At 66.9% G+C, this 16,275-nt stretch carries 20 protein-coding genes; 9 read left to right on the top strand and 11 right to left on the bottom strand.

Annotation, left to right across the window (positions count from 1 at the left end):
• Positions 1–57 precede the first annotated feature (57 nt).
• Positions 58–999 carry a ring-cleaving dioxygenase gene (locus tag ACO2SS_RS14405; protein WP_423278372.1) on the top strand — a complete coding sequence of 314 codons (942 nt, stop codon included), beginning with the start codon at positions 58–60 and terminating at the stop codon, positions 997–999.
• 151 nt (positions 1,000–1,150) lie between these two features.
• Here ACO2SS_RS14405 and ACO2SS_RS14400 read toward each other — a convergent pair whose 3' ends face one another.
• Entirely contained in the window at positions 1,151–2,089 is a 939-nt protein-coding gene (locus tag ACO2SS_RS14400) for an IS110 family transposase (protein WP_423278371.1), read from the bottom strand.
• A gap of 332 nt (positions 2,090–2,421) precedes the next feature.
• Between ACO2SS_RS14400 and ACO2SS_RS14395 the strand changes: the two genes are divergently transcribed.
• On the top strand, positions 2,422–3,075 hold the full coding sequence (locus tag ACO2SS_RS14395) for an RraA family protein (protein WP_423278370.1): 654 nt from the start codon (positions 2,422–2,424) through the stop codon (positions 3,073–3,075).
• 201 nt (positions 3,076–3,276) lie between these two features.
• Positions 3,277–3,915 carry a glutathione S-transferase gene (locus ACO2SS_RS14390; protein ID WP_423278571.1) on the top strand — a complete coding sequence of 213 codons (639 nt, stop codon included), beginning with the start codon at positions 3,277–3,279 and terminating at the stop codon, positions 3,913–3,915.
• 79 nt (positions 3,916–3,994) lie between these two features.
• On the opposite strand, the gene ACO2SS_RS14385 is transcribed toward ACO2SS_RS14390, so the two are convergent.
• The 6 genes from ACO2SS_RS14385 to ACO2SS_RS14360 form a co-directional block, all read right to left on the bottom strand.
• On the bottom strand, positions 3,995–5,026 hold the full coding sequence (locus ACO2SS_RS14385; RefSeq protein WP_423278369.1) for an ion channel: 1,032 nt from the start codon (positions 5,024–5,026) through the stop codon (positions 3,995–3,997).
• Between the two features lie 46 nt (positions 5,027–5,072).
• A complete protein-coding gene (locus ACO2SS_RS14380; RefSeq protein ID WP_423278368.1) occupies positions 5,073–5,660 on the bottom strand; it encodes a hypothetical protein in 588 nt (195 codons plus the stop codon).
• Positions 5,661–5,686: 26 nt separating this feature from the next.
• Entirely contained in the window at positions 5,687–6,862 is a 1,176-nt protein-coding gene (locus ACO2SS_RS14375; RefSeq protein ID WP_423278367.1) for a zinc-dependent alcohol dehydrogenase, read from the bottom strand.
• Positions 6,863–7,433: 571 nt separating this feature from the next.
• On the bottom strand, positions 7,434–7,748 hold the full coding sequence (locus ACO2SS_RS14370) for a YdeI/OmpD-associated family protein (RefSeq protein WP_423278366.1): 315 nt from the start codon (positions 7,746–7,748) through the stop codon (positions 7,434–7,436).
• 101 nt (positions 7,749–7,849) lie between these two features.
• Positions 7,850–8,683 (bottom strand): hypothetical protein, encoded by an 834-nt coding sequence (locus tag ACO2SS_RS14365; RefSeq protein ID WP_423278365.1) that lies wholly within the window; start codon positions 8,681–8,683, stop codon positions 7,850–7,852.
• Positions 8,684–8,715: 32 nt separating this feature from the next.
• A complete protein-coding gene (locus ACO2SS_RS14360; protein WP_423278364.1) occupies positions 8,716–9,300 on the bottom strand; it encodes a hypothetical protein in 585 nt (194 codons plus the stop codon).
• Between the two features lie 276 nt (positions 9,301–9,576).
• Here ACO2SS_RS14360 and ACO2SS_RS14355 point away from each other — a divergent pair, with 276 nt between their 5' ends.
• Both ACO2SS_RS14355 and ACO2SS_RS14350 read left to right on the top strand, forming a co-directional pair.
• Positions 9,577–9,897: a hypothetical protein gene (locus tag ACO2SS_RS14355; protein WP_423278363.1), complete on the top strand. Its 321-nt coding sequence runs from the start codon at positions 9,577–9,579 to the stop codon at positions 9,895–9,897.
• A 197-nt stretch (positions 9,898–10,094) separates the two neighbouring features.
• Positions 10,095–10,982 (top strand): class I SAM-dependent methyltransferase, encoded by an 888-nt coding sequence (locus ACO2SS_RS14350; RefSeq protein ID WP_423278362.1) that lies wholly within the window; start codon positions 10,095–10,097, stop codon positions 10,980–10,982.
• A 15-nt stretch (positions 10,983–10,997) separates the two neighbouring features.
• Here ACO2SS_RS14350 and ACO2SS_RS14345 read toward each other — a convergent pair whose 3' ends face one another.
• Complete coding sequence (locus ACO2SS_RS14345) at positions 10,998–11,690, bottom strand: class I SAM-dependent methyltransferase (protein WP_423278361.1); 693 nt, start codon at positions 11,688–11,690, stop codon at positions 10,998–11,000.
• A 163-nt stretch (positions 11,691–11,853) separates the two neighbouring features.
• Between ACO2SS_RS14345 and ACO2SS_RS14340 the strand changes: the two genes are divergently transcribed.
• Both ACO2SS_RS14340 and ACO2SS_RS14335 read left to right on the top strand, forming a co-directional pair.
• Positions 11,854–12,312, top strand: coding sequence for a MarR family winged helix-turn-helix transcriptional regulator (locus ACO2SS_RS14340; protein WP_423278360.1), 459 nt, complete (start codon positions 11,854–11,856; stop codon positions 12,310–12,312).
• Entirely contained in the window at positions 12,312–13,133 is an 822-nt protein-coding gene (locus ACO2SS_RS14335) for an NAD-dependent epimerase/dehydratase family protein (protein ID WP_423278359.1), read from the top strand. Before ACO2SS_RS14340 ends, ACO2SS_RS14335 begins: the two co-directional genes overlap by 1 nt.
• 29 nt (positions 13,134–13,162) lie before the next feature.
• Here the strand turns inward: ACO2SS_RS14335 and ACO2SS_RS14330 are convergent, their stop codons facing one another.
• On the bottom strand, positions 13,163–13,603 hold the full coding sequence (locus ACO2SS_RS14330) for a cupin domain-containing protein (protein WP_423278358.1): 441 nt from the start codon (positions 13,601–13,603) through the stop codon (positions 13,163–13,165).
• A 90-nt stretch (positions 13,604–13,693) separates the two neighbouring features.
• Positions 13,694–14,311, bottom strand: coding sequence for a glutathione transferase GstA (gstA, locus tag ACO2SS_RS14325; RefSeq protein WP_423278357.1), 618 nt, complete (start codon positions 14,309–14,311; stop codon positions 13,694–13,696).
• Between the two features lie 132 nt (positions 14,312–14,443).
• Here gstA and ACO2SS_RS14320 point away from each other — a divergent pair, with 132 nt between their 5' ends.
• Entirely contained in the window at positions 14,444–14,809 is a 366-nt protein-coding gene (locus ACO2SS_RS14320; RefSeq protein ID WP_423278356.1) for a winged helix-turn-helix transcriptional regulator, read from the top strand.
• A 17-nt stretch (positions 14,810–14,826) separates the two neighbouring features.
• Here ACO2SS_RS14320 and ACO2SS_RS14315 read toward each other — a convergent pair whose 3' ends face one another.
• Complete coding sequence (locus tag ACO2SS_RS14315; RefSeq protein WP_423278355.1) at positions 14,827–15,222, bottom strand: RidA family protein; 396 nt, start codon at positions 15,220–15,222, stop codon at positions 14,827–14,829.
• A gap of 142 nt (positions 15,223–15,364) precedes the next feature.
• Here ACO2SS_RS14315 and ACO2SS_RS14310 point away from each other — a divergent pair, with 142 nt between their 5' ends.
• Positions 15,365–16,267: a LysR family transcriptional regulator gene (locus ACO2SS_RS14310; RefSeq protein ID WP_423278354.1), complete on the top strand. Its 903-nt coding sequence runs from the start codon at positions 15,365–15,367 to the stop codon at positions 16,265–16,267.
• Positions 16,268–16,275: the final 8 nt, after the last annotated feature.

The raw sequence follows: 16,275 nt of genomic DNA, 5'->3' as shown, positions 1-16,275 counted from the left end.
GGCCATGTCCCCTCCATCGAGCTCGTCCCGGAGGACGTGGCTCACGGGGACCAACCCATGCAGCTCACCGGCATTCACCATCTCACCGCCATCACGACAGACGCGCCCGGCAACCACGCCTTCTACACGGGCGTCTTGGGCATGCGGCTCGTGAAGAAGACCGTGAACCAGGACGACGTCTCCGCCTATCACCTCTTCTACGCGGACGGCCTTGCGACTCCTGGCTCGGACCTGACCTTCTTCGACTGGCCGGCCCCGCGCGAGCGGCGCGGGACGAACAGCATCGTCAGGACGGCCCTTCGCGTATCGGGTGCGGCCGCGCTGACTCGCTGGACGGAGCGGCTCGGAAAGGCTGGAATACGCCACGCCGGCATCGAGGAGCGCGACGGCCGCCTTACGGTCGACTTCGAGGATCCCGAGGGCCAGCGCCTCAGCCTCGTTGACGATGGTGGCCGCGGCGAAGGCCATGTCTGGGCGAAGAGCCCGGTGCCGGCCGAGGACCAGATCCGCGGCCTTGGGCCGATCACGATCAGCGTGCCGGAGCTGAGCAAGACCGATGTCGTGCTGCAGAAGCTCATGGCGATGCAGCCCGTCCGCGAATACCGGATCGAGGACAGGACAGTGATCGTGTACGAAATGGGCGAAGGCGGTCCGGCCGCGGAGCTGCATGTCGTCATCGAGCCGAACGCGCCGACCGCGAGCCAGGGCGCGGGCGGCGTTCACCACGTCGCCTTCCGTATTCCTGACGCGGATTACGAGGCCTGGGCCGACCAGCTCCGCCAAAAGCGGGTACCTTCAAGCGGGCCGGTCGACCGCTTCTACTTCCGCTCCCTCTATTTCCGCGAGCCGAACGGCATTTTGTTCGAGATCGCGACGGACGGGCCGGGCTTCGCGGCCGACGAGCCGATGGACAAGCTCGGCGAGAAGCTCGCGCTGCCGCCCTTCCTGGAAGGGCGGCGTGCGGAGATCGAGCGGGGGCTGAAGCCGCTCGAGACCTGACGGGCGCCGCGGGTCACCTCTCCCCAGCTGGGGAGAGGTCGCCGCAGGGCGAAGCCCGAAGGCGGGTGAGGGGGGCTGCACGCTCTACGGACAGCGTTGGTCCCCCTCACCCCGACCCTCTCCCCGCCGGGGAGAGCGACTGTGTTCGCGGTCAAGCGTCTTGCTGTTGCCATGGCTGCCTGTCGCGAAGGGTGGCGTTTAGGACGGTGAGGAGCTTCCGGGCGACGGCAACGAGGGCGACGAGCTTGGGCTTGCCGGCCTGAACCAGCTTATCCCTGAAGGCCTTGAGGTGCGGATTGAAGCGGGCGGCTGCCATGGCTCCCGTGAAGAGGACAGCCCGCACGGAGGCCCGTCCGCCGCCAATGAAGCTCCGGCCCCTCCAGGTACCGGACTGACGGGTCCAGGGAGCAAGGCCGGCAAGGGCCGCGATCTGGCGGCGGTCAAGGCGACCGAGCTCGGGCAACTCGGCCAGCATGGTCCGAGCAATGGTTTTGCCAACACCCGGCACGGAAGCGAGCAGATCCTCGCTCTCACGCCAGGCGGGCGAGCCGCGTACGGTATCCTCGATGTCGGTCTCCAGGCTCGAGAGTTCCTTCTGAAGGGCGGTGAGGAGGCGGGCGATGCTCTTCTGCAGGCGCCGGTCCGTCAGCCGCTTCTGCCGCTGCCGCTCGGCCACCATCATGGCGACGATCTGCCGGCGCCGGGTGACCAGGTCGGCCAAGGTCTGGGTCTCGGCATCGCGCAGCGGGCGGATCTCGGGCCGGGTTGCCTCGACGAACCGGGCGATCACCGCGGCGTCGATCGGGTCCGTCTTGGCGCGTCGGCCGAGCGCCTGGGCGAAGGCCCTGACCTGAGCGGGGTTCACGACCACAACAGCGAGCCCCGCAGCCGCGAGGCTTGCGGCCACGACCGTCTCGTACCCGCCGGCCGCCTCCACGGCGACAGCGATCGGCGAGAGAGGCGCCAGGCGGGCAACCAGGACCTCCAACCCCTCGGCATCTCGCCCCACGGCGAACGCCTCCCCGCTTGGTCGCACCGCGACGTGCATCCGGTCCTTCGACACGTCGATCCCAACTACGATGGCGTCCATCCTGTCCCGTCCTTGCGCGAGCGGGCTTCGCGTCGCGCGGCCCAAGCGACTGTTCGGGCTCGATGGAACGGCAGGCGATGACGCGCGCTCTCCCATGGGCTTGGCGTCCCTCAGGGTGCCCGGTCTCTCGCCTGCCACCGCAATCGGCATCATGCCAGATCCGGACAAGGCGGACTTACAAGGGATGGCGCGCACCGCCTGCCAGCGCCGGTGCCTCCGGCGCCTCCGGCCGGAAATGACAGTGAGGCTTCACCCATCGCCCCAAACCGCCTTGCGGCCCCTCCGGCCGGGAACAACAATGGTTGCGGCCCACGTTCGATCGGAGGACCCGCATGCTGCCCGTCGATGTCCAGAAGCGCCTCTATGCCGCCGTCTTGTCCGACGTTCTCGACGGCATGGGGTTTCGAAGCCAGGCCATGCGGCCCTTCGTGCGGCCGCTGGACGAGGCGCACATCCTGTTCGGGCGGGCCAGGACCGGGCTCTACATGCCGGTCTATTCCGTGCGCGAGGGCGAGAACCCCTATGACGTCGAGATCGCCCTCGTGGACGACCTCAAGGAAGGCGACGTCGCGGTCTTCGCCTGCGGCGGGCCGACCGACCGCATCGCGCCCTGGGGCGAATTGCTGACCACCGCCGCCCGCGCCCGCGGCGCCGCAGGCTGCGTCACGGACGGCCTCGTCCGCGACATCCGGGCCATCCGCGCCACGGGCTTCCCGGTCTTCCACGGCGGCATCGGCCCGCTGGATTCAAAAGGCCGCGGCAAGATGATGGAGGCCGACGTGCCGGTCGAATGCGGGGGCGTCCTGGTCCATCCGGGCGACTGGGTCTTCGGCGACGCCGACGGCGTCGTGATCATCCCCGCCTCCGCCGCCTCCGAAGCCTTTGCAACCGCCCTCGCCAAGGTCGACAGCGAGACCACCACCCGAGACGAACTCGCGGTGGGCGCGAAGCTGGCGGATGTGTTTCGGCGGCATGGGGTACTGTAGGGGGGAGCCGAGCGGCGATCGGCGAATGCCGAGCCAAAGCCAAGCCGCGCTGAACCATGCGCACAGGCATTGGGTCGGCGCTGCCCGAGATGGGCGGGAATCAGCCCTTCCGGGGAGATGGCTCCTCCCTGTTTGAGGTGGCCGACACGACGCCGTAAGTTCCTGTAGTCCATGCGATCAGCAGAAGCCAAATCAATGACCCTGACGATCTACGACTGGCACAATGGCCCCTATCCAGCACGCGTTCGCATAGCCTTGGCGGAGCTAGGCTTGCAGTCTCAGGCGCGCTTCGTCTCGGTTGATCTGCGAAAGGGCGAGCACAAGACGGAGGAGTTCCGCGCGAAGAACTACTCCGGCACGCTGCCTGTGCTCGAACTCGGCGACGGCACGCTCATCGCCGAATGCACGGCTATAACCGAGTACCTCGACGCGCTCGACGGCAGGTCTTTGCTGACGGGGAAAACTCCCCGCGAGAAGGGCGTCATTCACATGATGAGCAAACGCGCCGAACTGGAGGTTCTCGACGCGATCAGCATCTATTTTCACCACGCCACACCCGGTCTCGGTCCCCACGTGGAAGTCTACCAAAACCACGAGTGGGGATTGTATCAGCGCGACAAGGCCCTGCGAGGAATGCGGTACTTCGATGCCGTCCTGCGAGGGCAGACCTTCGTTGCCGGCAATTGCTTCTCGATGGCGGACATCACGCTCGTCGGGGGCATGATCTTTGCCGCTTTGCTCAAGATTACCCTGCCGGACGAATGCGAGGCTCTGATGGCTTGGCACGCCAGGATGCAGGAACGCCCGAGCGTACAGAATTGGCGAACGATGTCGGCGTGAATGTCGGAGAAGGGTGGTGAGCCGAAGTTGGCGGCCTGCCCAGAACCGGAATTTCCTCTGGCCTCCCTCGAGCGCTGGCTCAGCTCCGGACGGTTCGCCGGGCGATGTCGTCGATGGTATAGCCGAGTGCCGGCGCTACGCGTCGCACCAGCGGTTCCCATGCCGCGCGTGCGGCGACATAGGCCTCCCCTCCGCCCGCTCGGGTCCTGATCCCGTCCCTCTCAAGGGTTTCGGTCGCGGCGGTGTAACTGTCGTGCAGGTCGGTTCTTGAAATGATCTCGGCCGATCTCGTGGGAGTGGGGAGGCTTCGGTCCAGGGTTTCCAGGAGAAGCCTGCTGCCCTGCCGCAGCGAGGCCACCGGCGCCGACCGGGCCAGCTGAGCATTCACCTCCACGGCGCACTCGATCAAGGTGACGAGGTCGAGAATGACGAAGCTGAAGCGGGACACCGAATACAGCGGCTCTTCGAAGCGAAAGTAGAACAGCAACGGGTAGAAATGATGCGCCTCCTTCGTCGCTGCGAGGGACCTCGCCAGGTTGCCGAGTTCGCTGGTCGCGCTGCTGGTATCTCCACCTGGTGCGAGTCGAGCCAGCATCTCGGCCGCGTCACCCGTGCTCCCCGTCATCAAATGGATATTCAGAGCGAGGGCGTTTCGTTCGCGAAGCGCGGAATAGACCTGGACGAGGTAGCTCAGCACCAGTGACAGCACCGACGCACCTATCAACGAGTTCACGAAGAAGAGGACGCGGGTGCCCGCTGTGTGGGGAGAGTAGTCGCCGCTTCCGACGATCGACAGAGAGTTGCCCGCGACAAGGAGCGCGGTGATGAAATCGGTCGGGGTGTCGCCACTCGACGGCCGGATCGAGGTGCCGAGCTCGGGTTGGATGACGAGCGCCGCCCCGATTGCCATTCCCGATGCCCAGAAAAAGACGAGCGAGATGACGATCAAGGGGCCGCCGAACGATAAGACTACGCCGCGGTGTCTCCCGAGCGGCCCCGCCACCGTGCGGAGCGCAGACCAGATCGCCCTGTTCCAAGAGGGCGCGAGCAGTCCGGTCCCCGCCCGCGCGTATAGGACGGTCAGGAAGATGTCGGCCAGGAAGAGCAGCATGAGGGCCGCCCCGACCTGCTGCTCGAGGTTCACAGGAGATGCTCAATCAGGATGCGAGAGCAGGGATTTTGGGCGCGACCGTACCCTCTGCCCGATAGTCGGCCGGTATTTGAAAGTCCTTGCGGGCGAGACCGCGTGAGGCTCGCTGCCCGCGAGGCAGGCCGCTGCGGTCGGAGTAGTCACGTCCGCTCCCGGGCGCGCGGCGGTGTGCAGCCTTGACGCCGACATAGGCGATCAGGTCGAGCGCCGTGATCCCTACGACGAGCGCAGTCGCGATCGCCGCGTTGTCCCGCTTGGGGTTGCTCCGATGCAGCGCCGTCGCGAGCGTTGCGAGATCAAGCGCGTCACCGGCAATTCGCGTCGCGAGGCCGACGCCCTTGTCGATCGACAGCGTCGGCACCGCGCTTGCCAACTCGCGGACGCCATAAGCCCGGATCAGGCCTTCCTTCCCATGTAGGCCGAGCATGCGCATGAGCCGCTCAGCGGCCAGCAGCTCGGTGACGCCGATTCCAATGGAGAGCCATCCGAGCGCCCGTGCGAGCGTGTCCGGCTCCGTCATTGAGCTTGGGCCCTTGCGCACGACCCGGGGATCCCCTTCGGAGCGAGCGATATGCGAGATGTTCGTGAGCGCCATGGCGAAACCTCTTCCGGCTAGATCGTTCAGGGCTGGAGCATGACCTTGATGCAGCCGTCCGTCTTGTCGCGGAACGTGCGGTACATCTCGGGTCCGTCCGAAAGGTCGACCTTGTGGGTGATCACGAAGGACGGATCGATCTGCCCGTCCTCGATCCTGCGGAGGAGGTCGCCCGTCCATCGCGGCACGTGCGCCTGCGCCATGCGGAAGGTCAGGCCCTTGTTCATCGCCTGGCCCATCGGGATCTTGTCGACGAGCCCGAGATAAACCCCGATGATCGAGATAACGCCGGCGGGTCGGCACACGTAAATCATCTCGCGAAGAACGTGGGGCCGATCGTTCTCGCCCATCAGCATCTGCTTGGCGCGGTCGAGCACGGTGTCCGGCTGACCGAAATTGACGTGGGCCTCGGTGCCGACCGCGTCGATGCATTTGTGGGGGCCTTCGCCGCCGGTCAGCTCGTTCAGCCGTTCGACGACGCTCTCCTGCGTGAAGTCGATGGTGATCGCTCCCGCGGCCTCCGCCATGGAAAGCCGCTCCGGGAGACAATCGATCGCGATGACCTGCTCGGCGCCAAGGAGGATGGCCGAGCGGATCGTCATCTGGCCGACCGGTCCGCATCCCCAGACAGCGACGGTGTCTCCGGGCTGAATGTCAGCTTGGACTGCGGCCTGCCAACCGGTGGGCAAGATGTCAGAGAGGAAGAGCAGTTTCTCGTCGTCGATGCCGTCCGGCACCTTGACGTGCGTCGTGTCGGCAAAGGGGACGCGCAGATACTCGGCCTGCCCACCTGGGTACCCCCCGGTCAGGTGCGTGTACCCGAACAGCCCCGCCGTCCTGTGGCCGAACACCTTGTCGCCCAGCTCACCCTTCCGGTTCGACCGTTGGCAGACCGAAAAGTTGCCTCGCCGGCACTGGTCGCACTCTCCGCACTGGATGGTGAAGGGGATCACGACGCGGTCGCCCTTCTTGAGCTTGCCCTTCGCGGCTGTGCCGACCTCGACGACCTCGCCCATCGACTCATGCCCCATGATGTCGCCGGGCAGCATCGCGGGGACCAGATTATGGAAAAGATGGAGGTCCGAGCCGCAGATCGCGCAGCTTGTCACCTTGATGATCGCGTCGCGCGGGTGCTCGATGAAAGGATCGGTGACCGTATCGCAGCGGATGTCTTCCTTGCCGTGCCAAACGAGAGCCCTCATGGAATCCTCCGTGATGGCGCGCTCGGAACGTCGAAATAGCTTGAATAGTCTTTGACTATCGTGCCATCGGCCAAGTTGAGTGCGCCTAAGAAGCTCGGCTCCTTCGGCTCAAGCCCTGCCGTGATTGTCAGTTCCAGACTTATTGGCTGTGTACGCAATCAGCCCTGGTCTCTTTTAGTACCAAGGTCGTGTTGGAGGCACGTCAACTTTCCTGGAGAACCGAGAAGGCAACCCGTTTCTTCTGAAAGCTGATTCAGAGCGACCTTTTGCCGACGGCCAGAAGGCGACGAAGCGGGATCAGGCTGCCGAGAAGCGGACCTCCTGAGCTTCCGAGAAGGGTCGAGAGCGGACGGGCAGTCGGTCACTCAACACTCTCCCGCATTTGCGCCTCAACCTCCGTCACGCTTCCGCGCATCGACGTGCGGGAGAGAGCAGGCTTGCCGGCCGCCGAACGAGCAACCGCCCTGGACCGCGCAGGCACCCGGGCTGCTCGCACCACCATCTCTTCGGATTTGGCTAGGCGGTAGTCTGACCGGCAGCGGCGCAAACGTCGCGTCGCCTCAAAGCCTGCCTAAGCGCCGTTCTTTTCTCGCCGGGCGGAGAGGACGGCCTGCTGCCAGCGGCCTGGGGGCTTGTCGGTGCGGTGGATGCAGCCCGGCCAGCAGCAGGGCCGCTTCTTGCCTTCCAACAATTCGTCGCGGGTCCGGGCGATGCGGCGCTGGCGGGTCGCCGGCTGCTTCGCGTCGTCGACCCAGCAGATGAACTCGTTCCGGCCGAGCGGCGTCAGGCTTTCCCAGAGCGCGAAGAGCTTCGGATCCGAAAGCAGGGCGGCCTGCAGGTCCTCGCCTGCCTGATGGACGGTTCCATGCGGGAAAGCGTTCGCCACGAAGCCTCCAGGCAATCGCCGTCACGGGACAGGACGGCGTCGTTGCGCCCTGGATAAAGGAGTGTCCAGGACGGGTCGAGAACGGGGCGGCCGGGCGCCGATCAGCTCGCTCGGCCGAATGCGACCCGTGCGATCGCATGCTGGTCGGCCTGAACATCTGCGAGAAAGCTGTCGTAGGCCTCCCAGAGCTGGGGCGTGATCTCGGCGGGGCGCTTCTTCCCGGGGCTCAGGCGAACGAGACCGGCCGCCTCCGCTTCCTCGAACAGGTTGCGGATGTGCGTGCGGGAGACGCCGAGATCGGCGGACATGCGGCTGAAGGACAGATCGCGCTCCCGGCCTTCCAGCTGCGCATGGGCGAGCAGAAGGAACGCGAGATAGCCGGCATCCCTCGCCAGGAACATCATCATCGGTGCGTGACGCATGAAGGCCATGGCCTGCGGCAGGCGCCTGAAGGCCGTTCGCCGGATCGCAAGCTGCGTGTCGCGGCAGCCTCGGATCGTCCATTCGTAGCCCTCGCCCGGGAACAGCTCGAGCAGGAACCGATGGTAGGCGGCCAGGTGATCGTGGTCGTGCTGGAGGAGCCGCTCGGTCGGCGTGAAGACCCGGACCCTGCGGTCCATGGGCGAGGGCGCCACCTCGACGTACCGAGCCTGTCGGAAGCGCGCGATCATGTCGTCCATGCGACGCGGGCTGGCCAGGGACCGCTCCACGATCAGCTCGCGTAGATTGCGCGGTGTGGCCCAGGTGCTCCGGTCGTCACGCGAATAGCTCGCATGGAAACCGACCACGAGCGCCCGCATGCTGATGACGGCCGCATCCGACATCATCCTCGTGACGAATCTGTCACCGGCGAACAAGTCGACCAGTCCCGCAATATGGCAGTCGCGAGCGTGGGCGAAGTTCCGGTGCGTCAGGATCTCCTCGCGACTTGCCATAAGGACAATGCTCCTCAAGTCGTACTTCCGAATTACACGCAATAATTTTCGGATTCAACGCAAAAAGTTCCGTAATCGATCGTGTCGGAGGCGTGTACGTAGATCAGAGTATGTCGTCCAACAGTATCAATTAGATCGGCGGTGGCGGAATGACCTCCTTCGTGTCCTGGCAGAGCATAGAAGTGGGGGCGCTCATGTTTGCTTTTGCCGGCATAGTGATCGGTGTGCAGGAGACGGCGAGTGGGCGCCGAAGACATGCAGATGTTTCGTCTTCTTCGTCCATCCATCCGACGCCGAGGGACCTGAATTTCACCAGAGAGGCGAATGTATTTGTGATACTTGGGCAGGCCGTGACTTGGGTCGAGCGTTCCAGGCAACGCAAGCATCTTGCGGATCTCGAAGCGTTCCGCCTCGCCGATGTGGGTCTTTGTGAAGCCGATCGCGCGCGCGAATGCGCAAAACCCTTCTGGCGGGGCTAGCCGGCCCATGACCGGCGAGGATTCAGTGTCGAGCGAAGGCCCGTCGATCGCGTGCGCCACCGGGCTCTGGGCTGCGCTGGCATGGGGGGTCGCCTCCGGGGCGCCCAACGGCCAGGCGCCCCATATCTGGGTCGTCACCGCATCCGAGATGCAGGCCTCCCATCCGGCTCTGGTCCGCGCTCACCGTCCGCCGGGGGCGAAGGGAGGTTCTGCGCCGTCGCAGGGCGTGGCAGGCTCTCCGGCGACCGGATCCCCCGGATAGCCGAGGTGGGAGGATCGCACGGCCTCCCGAAGGGGTCACTTTCGTTGCTCAGATCCGCTCAGACCGGCTCGTTCCTGCTCGTCCAAGCGTCGGACGCCCCACTCGAGGCGTTGGCCGGCGACCTGGGTCGAAAGGGGGCGGAGGTGCTGCTGGTGAGCGACGGAACCGCCGCCATGCAGGCGATACGGCAGCTCAACGAGCAGATTTCCTGCCTCGTCGTCGATGCCGCTGCCCCGCGACCCATGTCCGGCGTGGCCATCCCGTTCTGGTACCGCTTCTACCGCCCGTTCGGGCCCGTCATCTACTTGGCGGACGACCCTGCTCAGGCTCCCGCCGCCGTCCAGTACAGCGCAGTCGTGAGCCGGCGGTGCCGCGCGGAGAAGCTGCTCCGTCTGGTGGCGTCGATCGAGGAAGATGTTCGATCCGCGCACGCGGCCGATGCCCGGGTGCTGGGTTGGAGCGCCCGCGTGTAGCGGATGTGGCTACGAGACCGTCGCGGCAGCACCCGGCTCGGTGCGCCCCAAGTCGATCCCGCAATATCCGCCCCCTCAGGGCGCTGCAGAACTGGGAGTACTCCATCCTTACGACTTGCAGGCGAAGTCGTCGCAAGCCGTAGATAGAGCAGCGCCGTAGACGGAACGCACGACTGCAGTCGAAGAGGGTCGAACCGATGCTGTCCACCCTCTCGAATGCGAGGCGTGCGGCCGTGGATGCCCTCTGGGGCATGAAGCGGCTGCCCTGGAACTTCGACCGCTTCGAAAAGCTGGTCTTTCCCGCGACGCTCTCCCCCATCGACCAGTATGTCGCCCTCAACGTCGCCATGCGGAACGACGCCTTGTTCGAGATCAGCTACGCCTATTGGCGGATCAAGCGGCTCAACAAGATGCTGGAGATCTACGGCGAGGATTACTTCGCGGGAAAGCGCATCCTGGAACTGGGCTCGGGCCTCGCCGATATCGGCGCCTTCTTCGCCGATCTCGGGGCGGAGGTGCTATGCGTCGAGGGCCGGAGGGAAACGATCCGCCTGGCGCGCCTGAAGCATCGCAAGGTCCCGCGGCTCAGGATCGAGCAGCACGACCTGGAGCAGGATTTCTCCCATCTCGGCAGGTTCGACCTGGTCATCCATTTCGGGCTGCTGTACCACATCCCGGATGTCGCCGGTCACCTGGGGCAATGCTTCGCCATGTCCGACGAGATCATCCTGGAGAGCGTCGTGTGCGACTCGACGGACCCCGACAAGATCGTGCTCGTGCAGGGGAATGCCAGCGTCATCGAGGAATGCCTGCATGGGACGGGAAGCCGGCCGTCGCCCGCCTATGTGGAGCGGATCGCGGCGGAGAACGGCTTCTCGGTCGCCCGGCACTTCACGCCCGACCTGAACGTGGACAAGCTGTTCGTCTACGATTGGCAGCACCGGAACGACGGCAATCTCGGCGGCTGGAAGAACCGGCGCTTCTGGCGCTTCTCCCGCGCACCTGGCGCTGGAGCGGCGAATCGGCCGGGCCATGCGGGCGCCCGCTCGAACGCCCCGGCGCGGCAGGTGGCGGAAATCGCTTGAGGCCGCCGGGCGACCTCACGCGTACGCCACCCACCCCCGCCAGGTGAAGGCCGCGTAGAAGGGCGTGACGTCGGAAAAGCCGGCCTCGCGCAGGATGGCCGCGTCGTGCTCGGGCTCGAGGATGTTGAGGTGCGCCGAGACGGCCGCGCGGGCGTTCTCGGCCTGGGCCGGGTCGGCGCCGGACGCGACCGCGAAATCCGCATAGCGCCGGAGCCAGGCGGCGCGCTCGTCCTCGCCCTGCGGGAAGCTGGAATGCGCCACCACGAACGGCGCGCCCGGCCGCAGGCGGCGGCGGATCTCGCGGAGCGTGCGCAACCGCTCGTCGGGCGCGAGGAAATGCAGGGTGAGGAGGCAGGTCGCGGCATCGAAGGGGCCGTCGGGCGCGGCCTCGATATAGCCTTCGTGCAGGTGCGCCCGCGGGGCGTGCGGGCCGAGCGTGCGCACGGCGAGGCGGAGCATCTCGGCCGAGGGATCGACGCCGTCGAAGCGCCAGCCGGGCTGCGCATCCGCGAAAGCCCTGAGCTCCAGGCCGCCGCCGGCGCCCAGCACGAGCACCCGCGCATCTGCCGGCGCACGCTCGGCCATCAGCACCGCCGCCATGCGGTGGAGGTCGGCAAAGCCCGGCACGTAGCGGGGCGGCCCCTCGGCATATTGCGCCACCGCCTCCGGGTCGGAGAAGCGGTCGAGGATCTCGGACATCTGGGGCATGGCAGCTCGCGGTGCGGTCGGGGCGATGTGTAACGCTATATTGTAACGGATTGCTTTCCAACCTCGCCGCGACCCGCCGTGCCGCGAGGAAACCTCAGGAGCCATTGACGAATGTAAGGTACCTAACTAATTGTGTTAGGTAGCTTGCAAAAGGGGGCTTCGGGTGGCGCGTTCTGAGACTGGGCCGGACCGTGACAGCGTGGGGGCCTGGGCGAAGCGATGCTATTTCGCCGGGCGCGCCGTGATGGATGCCGCTTTGCGTCCGTACGATCTCGGCTCGACGCAATGGTACGTGCTGCACCGGCTGGCGACCGAGGGGCCGAGCAGGCAACGCGACCTCGTGCGGATCCTTGGGATCGAGCGCGCGTCGATGAGCGGGATCGTCGCCACACTCCTGCGCAAGGGCTTTGTCGCCCAGGTGCCCGACGAGACGGATCAGCGACAGAAATCGCTCCGGCTGACCGCGGCGGGCGCCAAGCTCTGGAGCGAGCTGCCCGACCTTACCTTCATTCGCAGGGTCGCCTTCGACGGAATAGAGGAAGAGGAGATCGCGACCGCTGTCGAAGTTCTCAGAAGAGCGACCGGACGACTGGAGAAATTCATCGGCAAGGGAGTTGGGTGATGACAGTTCTATTGACGGGCGCAACTGGACTTGTCGGGGCGCGGCTCCTGCCGCGTCTGATCGAGGCCGGAGAGAATTGCCGCGTTCTCGTTCGGAGCGTGGCAGAGGTTCCCGCCGGCGCCGCGGCCGTCCGCGGAGACTTGATGGACCCCTCGTGCCTCGCAGAGGCCGTTGCGGGAGTCTCCGCCATCATTCACCTGGCTGCCGTGTTTCGCACGCCCGACACAGACCTGATCTGGCGGATCAATCTCGACGGCACCCGGAACCTGATCGCCGCGGCCGAGGCGCATGCGCCCGGCGCCCGCTTCATCATGGCAAGCACCAGCAATGTCTACGGCGTCGGGACCAGGCAAAATCGCCCCGGACGCGAGGACTGCGCGACAGAACCCAAGCAGGCCTACCCAGCCAGCAAGCTCGCGGCAGAAAAACTCCTTCGCGAGAGCGGGCTCAACTGGGTCATCCAGCGGTTTTCATTCGTCTATGGGGACAAGGACGGTCATCTGGAATCGCTGCCCAGGCTCGCGACGCAATTCAAACTCCACCCCGCCGTCAGAATGAGCATGGTTCATCACCGCGACATCGCCTCCGCGATGAAGCTTGCTCTGTCCGGGGCGATGGATCGCCAGGTCGTCAATATCACGGACGAGGCTCCGACCTCTCTGTACGAGCTGGCCGAGCTCGTCGGCGAGCCCATGGCCCCATCCGCGGAACCGCTGGAAAGCCCCTGGGACCTCCATGTCGACGGATCATTGGCGCGCCGTCTCGGTTTCAAGCCCAGCGTGAGAACCGTCTACCAGGCGGTCGAAGAACGATTGATGTGACCTGCCGAGTCGAGCCGATTAGGCGCTGATCACCCGGCCGGCTGCCCGGGCGGGGCGGGCACGAGGCCGTACCGGTCCATCACGGCCCGCATCTTCGCGGCGTCGGGCGGGCCGGAGGCGGCGAGGGCGGCGATGTCGCGAAAATATTCGGGGCCGAGAATGCCGGGCGTCAGGATGCAGAGGGCCGAGGCCGTCTCGGTGCCGCGGTTCTCGAAGCCGTGCACCACGCCGCGCGGGATGAAGGCGGTGTCGCCCGGCCCGACCGTCACCGCCTCGCCGCCGATCGTGAAGGTGAGGGCGCCCGAGAGGCCGTAGACGCTCTCCTCCCAGTCGCGATGGTAATGCGGCACGGGCATGCGGGCATTGGCGGGGACCGTCATCTCGAACATGTCGAGCGCGCCGCCGGTGTCGTGCTTCGTGCGCAGGAAGCGCAGGTGGAGCGCCCCGATGCGGATGTCCTCTGGTGTCATCGAAGCGCCCCTCTTGGCAGGCCGGAGCGCAGGGCTCCGGCCGGGGATGATGCGGCTGTCCGGCAGGGCGGTTCAAGCGCCCCTTACGCCTTACGCCGCCTGCTGCAGCCCCTCCGCCGCCATGGCGGATTGCACGGCGGGGCGCGACGCGACGCGCTGGCGGAACTGCTGGAGGTGCGGCCAGCGGGCGAGGTCGATCCCCATCGGGTCTGCCCAGGTCAGGATCACGAACAGATAGGCGTCGGCGACCGAGAAACCGGGGCCGAGGAGGTAGGGCCGGCCGTCGGCGAGCGTCTGCTCCATCACGTCGAGCTTGCGGCCGATCGTGGCGAGCGCGGCCTGCCGCGCCTCCGGGGCCAGGGCCGGGTTGAAGAGCGGCCCGAACGCCTTGTGCAGTTCGGCGGAGATGAAGTTGAGATGGGCCGCGAGCCGCGCGCGCTCCACCGTGCCGGCGGCCGGGGCGAGCGTGCCGGGCGCGTGCCTGTCGGCCAGGTACTGCACGATCGCGACGCCCTCCGTCAGGACTTCGCCGTCGTCGAGCTGCAGCGCCGGCACGTAGCCCTTCGGGTTGAGGGCGGCGAAATCGGCGCCGCTATCGGTGCGCTTGGTCTTGAGGTCCACGGCCTCGAGCGTGGCCGGAAGGCCGAGCTCCCGAAGCACGATATGCGGCGAGAGCGAGCAGGCGCCGGGGCTGTAATAGAGCTTCATGGCGTGTCTCCGGTTGCGGAGGCCACCAAATACGCCGCAGCGTTACTTTCGGAAACCGGGTAACTTCCGGTGACCGGCGTTTTCCGGTATCTGACGGGAAACCAAGTTGCCCGCCGGCGTCGAGGTGAATGCATGGCCCTGAAGCTTCGCAGACGAGTCCCGCCGCCGCCCGGCTGCCCGATGTCGGCCTGCATGAGCCTGCTCGGCGGCGTCTGGACGCCGGAGGTGATCTGGAACCTCAGCCAGGGGCCGCGGCGCTTCTCGGAGATGCGGCGCTGCATGCCGGCGATCTCGGCCAAGGTCCTGAGCGCCCGGCTCAAGGACCTGGAGGAGCGCGGCGTCCTCTCCCGCACGGTGCTCGCCACCACCCCGCCGAGCGTGGAATATGCCCTGACGGATCTCGGCGAGGAGCTGATCCCGGCCATCCGGGCGATCGTGGAGGTCGGCTCGAAGCTTCATTCGCGGATGAAGGAGGAGGCGGCGCGCCTCGCGGCCTAGCGGGGCGCCGCCCCGCGTCACGCGCCCGGGATGCGGGCGATCGCCTTGATCTCGAAGTCGAAGCCCGCGAGCCAGGTCACGCCGATTGCCGTCCAGGTCGGGTAGGGCGCATCGCCGATCTCCTCCGCCCGAACCGCCATCACCGTCTCGAACTGTGCCTCCGGGTTCGTGTGGAAGCTCGTGACGTCGACCACGTCGTCGAAGCTGCATCCGGCGGCGGCCAGGACGGCCTTCAGGTTGGCGAAGGCCCGCCGCACCTGCGCCTCGAAGCCCGGCTCGGGCGAGCCGTCCTCGCGGCTGCCGACCTGCCCCGACACGAAGAGCAGGTCGCCGGAGCGGATCGCCGCCGAATATTGGTGGAGGTCGTAGAGCGCGTGCCGGTTCGCCGGAAAGACTGCGTCGCGCTTGGCCATGTCGTCGGTCCCTTGGGATGGGCGGACGGCCCCGGAGGGATCGCCGTCTCGTCTTGTGCTTCGTTGCAGGACGCAGATAGGCCGGACGGATCATGCGGATTAGCCGTTGGAATCCGTATGGGTTGATGCAAAATCCCCATCAATGTCGCGGCCGACGCTCAACGATCTCTCCGCCTTCGTGGCCGTCGCCACCCATCGCAGCTTCCGCCGCGCGGCCGACGAGCTCGGCATCGCGCCCTCCACGCTCAGCCACGCCATGCGGGCGCTCGAGGAGCGCATCGGCATCCGCCTCCTGAACCGTACGACGCGCAGCGTCTCGCCCACGGAGGCCGGCCTGCAATTCCTCGCCACGCTTCGGCCGGCGCTGGCCGCGCTGGACGGCGCGCTGGACGGCGTCGCGGGCTTTCGCGGGAATGTGGCCGGCACCGTCCGCATCAACGCACCGCGCCTGGGCGCCGTGCTGCTCGTCCGCGATATCCTGCCCCTGGTGGCGGAGCGCTTCCCCGACGTGACGCTCGACATCGTGGTGGAGGGGAAGCTGGTCGACATCGTGTCGGGCGGGTTCGATGCCGGCGTGCGCCTCGACGGCTCGATACCGGCCGACATGGTGACGGTGCCGCTCGGCGGCGCCGTCCGGTTCGTCTGCGTCGCCTCGCCGGCCTATCTCGAGCGCTTCGGCGAGCCCGGCACGCCCGAGGACCTGCAGCGCCACCGCTGCATCCGCCACCGCCTGCCCGGCGGCAAGCTGTACCGCTGGGAGTTCGAGCGGGCCGGCCAGGGGGTCGTGGTCGAAACGGGCGGATCGGTGATCCTCGACGACGAGGAATTGATGGCCGATGCCGCGGCGCGGGGGCTCGGCATCGCCTACCTGGCCCACATGGCTGCCGAAGCCGCCCTGGCGCGGGGCGAGCTGCGCCTCGTGCTGGAGGCTTGGATGCCGGCTCCGGAAGGGCTCTCGGTCTATTATCCCGGGCACCGGGCCGTCCCGCCGGCCCTTCGCGCCTTCCTGGACGTCGTCAGGAGCACGCGACGGACGGCGCGGTGAGCGGCGCG

This window comes from Enterovirga sp. CN4-39, assembly GCF_049446235.1.
GTDB lineage: Bacteria > Pseudomonadota > Alphaproteobacteria > Rhizobiales > Beijerinckiaceae > Enterovirga.
Note: the sequence above shows the minus strand (reverse complement) of the source record. Positions and strands in the feature narration are given on the sequence as shown.